We start from the raw sequence: 8,113 nt of genomic DNA, 5'->3' as shown, positions 1-8,113 counted from the left end.
CGGCCCGGCCGGCCCCGCGCACGGCCCGGTCCAGGGCGGCCAGGCAGCCGGCCGTGTGCAAGCTGGCGTGGACGTGGTGGCCGACGATGCGTCGGGAAAACGCGTCGGTGACCAGGCTCAGGTAAACCGTGCCTTGGCGGGTCGGCAAGTACGTTATATCACTGACCCATAGTTGGTTGGGAGCCGTGGGCTTGGGCGCGTCCTTGACCCCGTTGGGGTGGCAGTGAAAGCGGTGATGCGAGTCGGTCGTTTTCGTGTAGCTGCGCTTGGGGGCAATCAAGAGCCCGTGTTGGCGCAGCAGGGTGAACAAGGCATCGCGCCCGCAGGCTACGCCCTGCACGCGCAGCAGCGGGGCAATTTTGTGCCGCAGCTTGCGCGTGCCCAGGCGCGGCAGTTTGGTGCGGACGGCCCGCACGTGCACCAGCACGGCCTCGGCCCGCGCGGCCGCGCGGGCCTGGCGCTGCCGACGCTGGTAGAAGCCCTGGCGGCTCACGCCGTACAACTGGCAGCTGCGCTCCACGCCTAGTCTTTTTTCATCCGCCAGCTGGGAAACGGCCGGCGAAAAGACTTTTTTGGCAAGGGGATACCGTGGTCCTCCTCCACCACTTGCAACATGGTGCGCAGCAATAAATTCAGGTCTGTACTGTCTTTTAATTGCTTCTCATACTGCTTTTTCTGTTCGCGCAAGGCGGTTTCCAACCGCTTGATGCGCTGCTCCGGGGTCGGGTCCACGGCGTGCGTGCCGACGGGGGAGGTGGACCCACCGGCCTGAAAAGTTACGAACTGGCTGGCGTAGCGTCGGCACCAGCTCAGCACCGTGCTCCGGCCTTGGATGCCGTAGCGCCGCTGGGCTTGTTTGTAGCTCAGCTCGCCGCGGCCGACTTCGCCCACCACGGCCAGCTTAAAGGGCAAACTGTAGTCACATTGACTACGCCGCACGCGCGGCTCAGAGGGGTTTTGCATGACATCTTTCGGAAAAGTGTCAACGCATAGCCGGACAAGACAGCCGGCTACGTCCTCGAAATTCGGGACACGGGCCTCGGCATCGGCAAGGAGCAGCTGCCCCGCCTGTTCCACCGCTTCGACAAAGGCGGCAGCACCGACCCCGACAGCTATGACCTGGGCTTGTCCATTGTGCACACCATTGCCGATTTGCACGGCATCGGCCTCGAAGTCAATTCCATCGAGGGGCTGGGCTCGTCTTTCCTGCTCACCTTTCCGCCCGTAACAACTGGACCGGGCGGTGACCGCCCAAAAGGACGGAAAGTGGTGGGCTAGCCACACCGAACAGCGCAGGAATTGGGCCTGCTCACCCCCCACGGCCCCGTTAACATGTACCCGCCCCCTTCCCGGTCGTCAACCCGGCGTTCCCCGACGCGCCGATTGCGCTCCGGCACCTGGGGCCCCTCACACGACCAGCACCCGCAACAACGACTTCTACTTGAGCAAGGACCGTTGGCCTCTGGCGCGGCCAAGACGTCAAGGGTCCGCCGCGGGCGTTCGAGCACGTGCAGACGTTTCCTCCCCGGGGCCTTGGGGGCCCTGCCTGAATTTCAGCAAAGTGTGCTGACCCGGCGGGCAAGTGGTGGCAGCCGGAGGGCATTATCGCCCGCCGGCCCGGCAAGCGACACGCGTATCGTTGCTCGTTTGCTGCGGGTATTACAAATTACTCATACATTAGGGCATTCTATTTCCAATTTTAACCGTTTCGCTCCAATTTTAACTGTTTCACCCCAATTTTAATCGTTCTAATTCAATTTCAACCGTTTCAACCCACTCGTCCTTTATGAAAAGCAAGTACAATGTAATCGGCAAGGCCCTGCTGGGCATGACAGCTGCGGCTGCTTTGACGCTGACTTCCTGCGAAACCTCCGTGGAGGCGCCCAAAGGGGGGATTGAGGCGGTGGACCAGTCGGCGGATGCGATGGGCACCCCGGGCCGGCAATACGTCGCCAACGAAGTGCTGGTGAAATTCAAGGCCGGCGTTTCGGCCGAGGCCCGCGCCAACGCCCTGTCCCGGATTAGCGGCCGGGTTTCCGAGCGCATTGTCACCAAAGCCATGGAGCGCGCCGGTGACCGGGAAGGCCTGACCGTGGTAAACACCCCGCTGGCGGCGTTGGAGGCGGCTGCCCGCGTGAAGGGCGCCGAAATTGAGTACGCGGAGCCCAACTGGATTTACCAGCACGCCGCGGCCAGCACCGACCCCTACTTCACCAACGGGTCGCTGTGGGGCATGTACGGCGATGCTTCGTCGCCCGCCAACCAGTACGGTAGCCAGGCCGCCGAGGCGTGGGCGGTGGGCCACACCGGCTTGAGGTCGGTGGTCATGGGCGTCATTGACGAGGGCATTCAGATTACCCACCCTGACCTCAACGATAACATTTGGGTGAACCCCTTCGACAAGGCCGACGGCATCGACAACGACGGCAACGGGTACGTGGACGACATCAACGGCTGGGACTTCGACGGCAACAACAACACCGTGTACGACGGCGGCACCCGCGGTGCCTACGACGACCACGGCACGCACGTGGCCGGCACCATCGGCGCCGAAGCCAACACCGAGGGCGTGGCCGGCGTGAACTGGGCGGTGACCATGATTTCCTGCAAGTTTCTGGGCCGCAACGGCGGCACCACGGCCAACGCGGTCAAAGCCGTGGACTACCTCAACGACCTGAAATCGCGCCACGGCATGAACATCGTGGCCAGCAACAACTCGTGGGGCGGCGGCGGCTTCTCGCAGGCCCTGTCCGACGCTGTTGACCGCGCCAATGCCCGCAATATCCTCTTCATTGCCGCCGCCGGCAACGGCGGCAGCGACGGCGTGGGCGACGACAACGACGTCACCGCCAGCTACCCCTCCAACCTGCCCCAGGCCAACGTCATTGCCGTAGCCGCCATCACGTCGGGCGGCGCTAAGTCGAGCTTCTCCAACTTCGGCGCCACCACCGTTGACCTGGGCGCCCCCGGCTCGGGCGTTTGGTCCACCACGGCCTTTAGCAATTACTCGTCGTACAACGGCACTTCCATGGCCACCCCGCACGTATCCGGTGCCGCCGCGCTTTATGCCTCCACGCACCCCGGTGCCACGGCGGCCGACATCAAAGCCGCTATTCTAAACAGCACCGTGCCCACGCCTTCCCTCACGGGTAAGTGCGTGACGGGCGGCCGCCTGAACGTAAGCGGGTTCTAGCGGCGAATTGCCACCGGCGCTCCGCTGCGAGCTTGCTGGCCCGCACCAGGCCCCGCGATTGCGCGGGGCCTGGTGCGGGCCTTTTCGTTGCGGCTAACCAATCGATAATTGCGGCTTTAATTGCGGCTTTGTAACTTTTTCTTGCTCTCTGTTAAGCTGCGCGTTGAAAGGCAACGGAAGCACGCATTCCCGGAGTGAACCGGGCATGCGACCCTGACCTGCTGCTGGGCAGCGCGAAACCCCGACCCTCGTTTATTCCAGGAACAGGCTGTGCGCGTTCCCAGGTTGACCGGCTGCCTTGAGCGGAGCGGCTGATGCGGCTGGTCGGCGTGACCGGGAAAAATAAGGAGTCAGTCCACTTCGCTGGCACCAAGCCCACGCTTGCCGAAGCCCTGCGCTTTTCGCTCCGGTTTGGCCTCATCAGTTCCGGCGGCCCGGCCGGGCAGATTGCCATCAGGCACACGGTGCTGGTGGAGCAGAAGCGCGGGATTGCCGACGTCAAGTTTCTGCACGCGGTCAACCACTGCATGCTGCTACCTGGGCCCGCGGCGCAACAGCTGGCTACTTACATCGGCCGGCTGCTGCACGGCACCTGGGGCGGGCTGGTGGCGGGCGTTCTGCTCGTGCTTCCTTCGCTTCACCGAACCCCTGACTAGCCCGCCCCGGGTTCACCACCCGGCTTCACTGGCCAAACTGCTGGAAGTAGCGGGCACCCGCAAGCGCATCGTGGAAGCCGGGGAGGTATCGGCCCGCGCCGATGATACCCGCACCGGGCACCTGCACCGTAGGCGCGCTGCGGCAGCTCGCCTGGGTGCTCTAGGTGTCCGAGGAGAACTTGTTTGCCATGGTGCGGGCTCAATCTTCAGCTGCTCCAGTAAGCCAGTAGGATGGACAGCGGCTGGCGTTAGCGTTTCGCCGTTGCTGGTGCGGGTGGCTCGGTGCAGCTCCACAGTAAAGCAGGGGCCTTTGCCCTGCGGGCTTTCCACCCACCGTTTGCCGCGGTGCTGCTACCCTATCTGCTTGGTGATAAAAAGGCCAAGTCCCGTGCTCGTTTCGCCGCCCACGCTCGAGCGGACCGACGGGTTGAACCTCCCGAACAAGCCGGCTGGCAGCGCTTCAGGAACGCCTGGGCCCATCTCCTTAATCGTGAGCAGCACCCAGTTGGGGCACTCCCGCAGCCCCAGCGTTACGCGTCCCCCGGCCGGAGGAGCAGGACCAGTACACTGAAAAGGCAATGGCCTTGCCTTTTTCTCATCAACCATGCGTTTCCTGCTGTGTGGGGAAGCAGCGGCCGCCAAAAGGGAAGCGGCCAGTGAACGGCCCGCCCGAAAACGAAACGAGCGGGCCCATGGGCCCGCTCGTTTCGTTTTCGGGTCACCCCTCGCCAAGCGGCCGGTCTCAAAACTCGGGGCGCCGACGGCCGGGTGCTTCACCGAACGTCGGCGCCGGGGGCTTCTGCTTCCCGGCCCGAGAGCCGGTCCCCACCCAGGGGCCGCCGTACGCGGGCCGAGAGGCGCCTCAGCTGGTCGGCCCGGCGTCGACGCGGGCCTCGACCACGTCCTGTACGGCCGTGGACACGGCCGAGAGGACGTTGTAGCCCGTGGCCGCTTCGATGGCGTCGACGCTGGTGCGGTACACGCCCCAGTTGGCGTCGAGCGCGTTGTCGTTGGGCGTGTTGATGGCAATCACGCGGGTGCTGGTGGTCACCCGGCCGGCGTCGGAAGAGCCTTCGGGCAGCACCACGACCACCTTCCAGCAGCGGTTGGGCACCGTCACGCGGCCGGCGTCGAGCGTGGTTAAGTAGCCGTTGGAGCCCGTGCCGCCCTTGCCGTAGGAGCCGGCGATGACGTAGAGCTCGTAGCCCTGGCCGACGAGCGTGCGGCAGTAGTTCTCGAGCCCGGCCCAGGTTTGCTGGTTGTTGCGCGGGGCCTGGGGCATCATGTTCGTCATCTTGAACGTGGCCGAGTTGTCTTCCACCGAGCCGGTGCGGTCGGCCGAGGGGCACAAGTGCCCGCGGTCAAAGCCCGAGCCGGTGTAGCTAGTGCTGGTGACCCGGTACCAGCCCGTGGGCAGGGACGCGTCGGACGAGAAGTTGTCCTGCCGGGGGGTGCTGCCGAGCCAGGCGCTGCTCAGGTGCCAGCTCACCCAGTTGGGCACGCCCCGGTCGCGGTGGTAGGACATGACGAACTGGGGCTTGGTGAGCAGGTAGTTCCAGTAGTAGTACGGGTCGGCCACCGCCCCGCTGGGGTTGCCCAGGGCCAGGTGCCCGTCGCGGGTCGCGTCCTGCGTCACCACGGCCGCCGTGGGGGTCGCCGGGACGTTTTGGGTGTCCTTGGCGCAGGAGGTGGCCAGGGCGGCGAGCACGGCCAGCGTGCCCAAGCGGGTAGTGAATGATGCCATGTAATGGTACTTAATAAGGAAAAGATGATAGGGAAAAAAGTGCAGGACGCCCGCCGCCGCGTTGCCCCGCCCAAAGCTAAGGCATTATCGTTCGGCTTGCTAACTTCTTCACGAACTATAAGCGGGTTCACCGGAGCGCGCCTCCCAAGCCAAGCAATAAGACCGTGCGAAACAAGATTAATTCAATAAGTCACGGGGCGGACGAAGCCCGGGGGCGGGCCAAGGGACGAATGGGCCGCTCGGCAGTGGCATCTAACCGTAGCGCCATTAAAGTGCACCGGAATGATTTGCCGAGAGTGAGTGGGCGGAGCAGAATCCCAACCAACGAAGGCAGTGGGGGCCTCACCGGCCAAGTTGAATAGGCGCATCCGGGCCGCCCACCGAAGGATAAAAATCTCTGATTCAACCATCCTGCTGTTTGGGGCACCGCCCTTTCCACCTCTCGCCCCGTTGCAACGAAACCCCTGTGCTCATCGCAGCCCGCAGATTTACAAAAACAGCTCGCCCGGATTCTTGGTGGCTTTCACCTCATCGGTTTTCAGCTGGTTGGTGAACTTGAACAGTTGGTCCAGGTGCTTGGGGTCGCCGAGAATGGTGGCCACCAGCTGGGGCTGGGTGATGCCCAAGGCCGACAGGTGCTGCCGAGCCGAGAAAGCCCGGGCGTCCTCGGCGGGCTGCTCGAAGGGAATGGGCAGCTGCTGGGGCTGCTGGCGGGCACCGGTGAAGCGCACCGCGTCGTGGGCCCGCCCCTCCTCGAGTAATTGGTAATCAATCTCGAGGCCGGTGTGCTCGCTGACCTGGCGCACGGCGATGTTGAGCACCCGGGCCCTGAGCTGGCTGATGTTCTGGAACAGCTCCGGCTCCTTGCCCTTGGGGTCTTTCAAGTGCAGGGTTTCCGCTACTCCGATACGGGGCCGTCTAGTCCCGTATCAGGATTGACTCGACCAAACCTTCCTCCAGGCAATTGTGCGCGTCTAAATGCAGGTGACTTCCCACGGGCACGGATTTTTGGTGAGGTTCAGTAAATGGTTGGCCGGAGCGCGCAATTCGGCTTGATTGCCGCGGAGGCAAACGGCCCCGGCTTCGAGGGTGACGCTGATTTTGAAGTTTCTTGCCCAGCGCGCTCGAAAGCCGGTTTCGGAAGAATAATCCGGGACGTCGAGGGTCATTTGCACAGCAGCGCGTGGAAGAGGGCAAGGACAGGGAAACGGTTCGACTAGCAGAGGAATGGCAGCAAAGGGTCGACCGCATGGTGTTGTACGTTCGCGTGCAAGCGATGGGAATTAACAAGCGAACGGTGTCCCTGGTCGAGTACGGCACGGACCGCAATTGGCTGGAGCAATTGCCGCCACATGGCACGACGATGTCGAGGAGTGCCTGTGGTTTGCGCTGTTTGCCGCGCACACCGATGCCGTGCTGGCGGTACTGGACATGACAAAGGGAATGGCCTTGCCGCACATCCAGGCGTACCTGGATACGTTGGCTGCTGGTGCAAACGAATAAGCCCTTCCAGAAAGCGAAATATCATGTGTACAACAAAACGGTCGAGGCTGTTGCAGAACTCAGATTTGACTCGGCAGATAGGTCATTTAGAGCGTGAAGCAGGCCAGCAATGTGATGGGACAGACTTTTTGCACCATTGCTTAATCTGACGTGGGCTCATTTTGAGCTGTTTGCCGAGTTCTGCAACAGCCACGCTCCTTTCTTTGAACGGGCCGCGTTTAGCTTGGGACCGTTTCTGTAAACGAGTGCTTCTTGCCGGCTACTTGTGATACCCTTCCTATGACAGCTAAACTGGACGCCCTTCTCTTAGCCATTCCATTGGAGCTACGGCCTGAAATCGTTCCCTTCTCCCCGGAAGTGTTTGTGCACCAGAACGGCCAAGCGCCGTCCGACTACCTGCAGGCCTTTGCCCGTTATCAGGGCGGTGCGGGCGAAGTGGGAACGGCCTACCTAGATTTATGGGAGCCGGCAGAAGTCTGGCAAGCCAACGAAGACTACCATGTAGCGGAGTTCACCCCCGGATTTACCATTTTTGGGTCTGATGGAGGTGGCACGGCCTATGCCTTTGAGCGCCGTTCCGGCTTTATCCATGAGTTCCCCTTCATCGGCATGACCATGGAGGAGCCGGCCACCTTCCGGGGCCAGTCATTAGAGGAGTTTTTGACGTGGTTAGCGGCACAGATGGACGAATAACAATTCTTCGTTCAACCCCGGACCCTTTTCCTGAACTGAGCAGGCATTCGGTTCTTTGGCGGCCAATTGGCACTTGCCTCCTGTTTCTGCCGTACATGTATAAATTCAACTTGATAGGTGGCTTCCTACTTGTAGTGCTCTGCTGCGCGGTATTGCCGGGAAAGCTCGTTGAGCGCGAAGTGGCCGTAGCTGGGGAGTTGGTTCCTGTTGAGGTAGTGAAGTTGAATTGCAATGCCTCGGCGGCCTTTCGGTTTATGCACTTTCGGTTCCACGGCCAGCAGCACTCGCTCAAGATTGACCTAGAGAGCTGCCAACGCCTTCAAG

8 protein-coding genes and 2 pseudogenes are annotated in these 8,113 nt (G+C 62.4%); 5 read left to right on the top strand and 5 right to left on the bottom strand.

Annotated features, from left to right (window positions below; translation table 11 throughout):
* Both IEW17_RS15830 and IEW17_RS21600 read right to left on the bottom strand, forming a co-directional pair.
* Positions 1-520: DDE-type integrase/transposase/recombinase (locus IEW17_RS15830; RefSeq protein ID WP_188563030.1), on the bottom strand; the 520-nt coding region annotated here is incomplete at its 3' end.
* A gap of 277 nt (positions 521-797) precedes the next feature.
* Positions 798-963: pseudogene (locus IEW17_RS21600) on the bottom strand (IS3 family transposase); the annotation flags it as partial.
* A gap of 57 nt (positions 964-1,020) precedes the next feature.
* Here IEW17_RS21600 and IEW17_RS15820 point away from each other — a divergent pair.
* From IEW17_RS15820 to IEW17_RS15810, 3 genes and pseudogenes are all read left to right on the top strand, one after another.
* Positions 1,021-1,278 (top strand): annotated as a pseudogene (locus IEW17_RS15820) (sensor histidine kinase); the annotation flags it as partial.
* A 508-nt stretch (positions 1,279-1,786) separates the two neighbouring features.
* Positions 1,787-3,193, top strand: a complete 1,407-nt coding sequence (locus IEW17_RS15815) for a S8 family peptidase (protein WP_229749056.1) — start codon at positions 1,787-1,789, stop codon at positions 3,191-3,193.
* Between the two features lie 329 nt (positions 3,194-3,522).
* On the top strand, positions 3,523-3,849 hold the full coding sequence (locus IEW17_RS15810; protein WP_229749055.1) for a chromate transporter: 327 nt from the start codon (positions 3,523-3,525) through the stop codon (positions 3,847-3,849).
* Between the two features lie 862 nt (positions 3,850-4,711).
* Here IEW17_RS15810 and IEW17_RS15805 read toward each other — a convergent pair.
* The 3 genes from IEW17_RS15805 to IEW17_RS21015 form a co-directional block, all read right to left on the bottom strand.
* The gene (locus tag IEW17_RS15805) at positions 4,712-5,593 is read right to left on the bottom strand and encodes a DNA/RNA non-specific endonuclease (RefSeq protein ID WP_188563028.1); all 882 of its coding nucleotides are present in this window, start codon (positions 5,591-5,593) and stop codon (positions 4,712-4,714) included.
* Between the two features lie 488 nt (positions 5,594-6,081).
* The gene (locus tag IEW17_RS15800; RefSeq protein ID WP_188563027.1) at positions 6,082-6,477 is read right to left on the bottom strand and encodes a replication initiation protein; all 396 of its coding nucleotides are present in this window, start codon (positions 6,475-6,477) and stop codon (positions 6,082-6,084) included.
* Between the two features lie 90 nt (positions 6,478-6,567).
* Complete coding sequence (locus IEW17_RS21015) at positions 6,568-6,768, bottom strand: hypothetical protein (protein WP_229749054.1); 201 nt, start codon at positions 6,766-6,768, stop codon at positions 6,568-6,570.
* Between the two features lie 154 nt (positions 6,769-6,922).
* On the opposite strand from IEW17_RS21015, the gene IEW17_RS21010 reads away from it, so the two are divergent.
* Positions 6,923-7,096 carry a hypothetical protein gene (locus IEW17_RS21010; protein ID WP_229749053.1) on the top strand — a complete coding sequence of 58 codons (174 nt, stop codon included), beginning with the start codon at positions 6,923-6,925 and terminating at the stop codon, positions 7,094-7,096.
* 279 nt (positions 7,097-7,375) lie between these two features.
* A complete protein-coding gene (locus tag IEW17_RS15795) occupies positions 7,376-7,789 on the top strand; it encodes a hypothetical protein (RefSeq protein ID WP_188563026.1) in 414 nt (137 codons plus the stop codon).
* Positions 7,790-8,113: the final 324 nt, after the last annotated feature.

The sequence above is a fragment of the Hymenobacter frigidus genome, from assembly GCF_014640435.1.
In the GTDB taxonomy this organism is placed as follows: domain Bacteria; phylum Bacteroidota; class Bacteroidia; order Cytophagales; family Hymenobacteraceae; genus Hymenobacter; species Hymenobacter frigidus.
Note: the sequence above shows the minus strand (reverse complement) of the source record. Positions and strands in the feature narration are given on the sequence as shown.

What these genes read in the sequence shown, in the direction of transcription:
- IEW17_RS15795 (WP_188563026.1), top strand. Translation starts at nt 7,376, where the DNA reads ATGACAGCTAAACTGGACGCCCTTCTCTTAGCCATTCCATTGGAGCTA.
- IEW17_RS15805 (WP_188563028.1), bottom strand. Translation starts at nt 5,593, where the DNA reads ATGGCATCATTCACTACCCGCTTGGGCACGCTGGCCGTGCTCGCCGCC.
- IEW17_RS15815 (WP_229749056.1), top strand. Translation starts at nt 1,787, where the DNA reads ATGAAAAGCAAGTACAATGTAATCGGCAAGGCCCTGCTGGGCATGACA.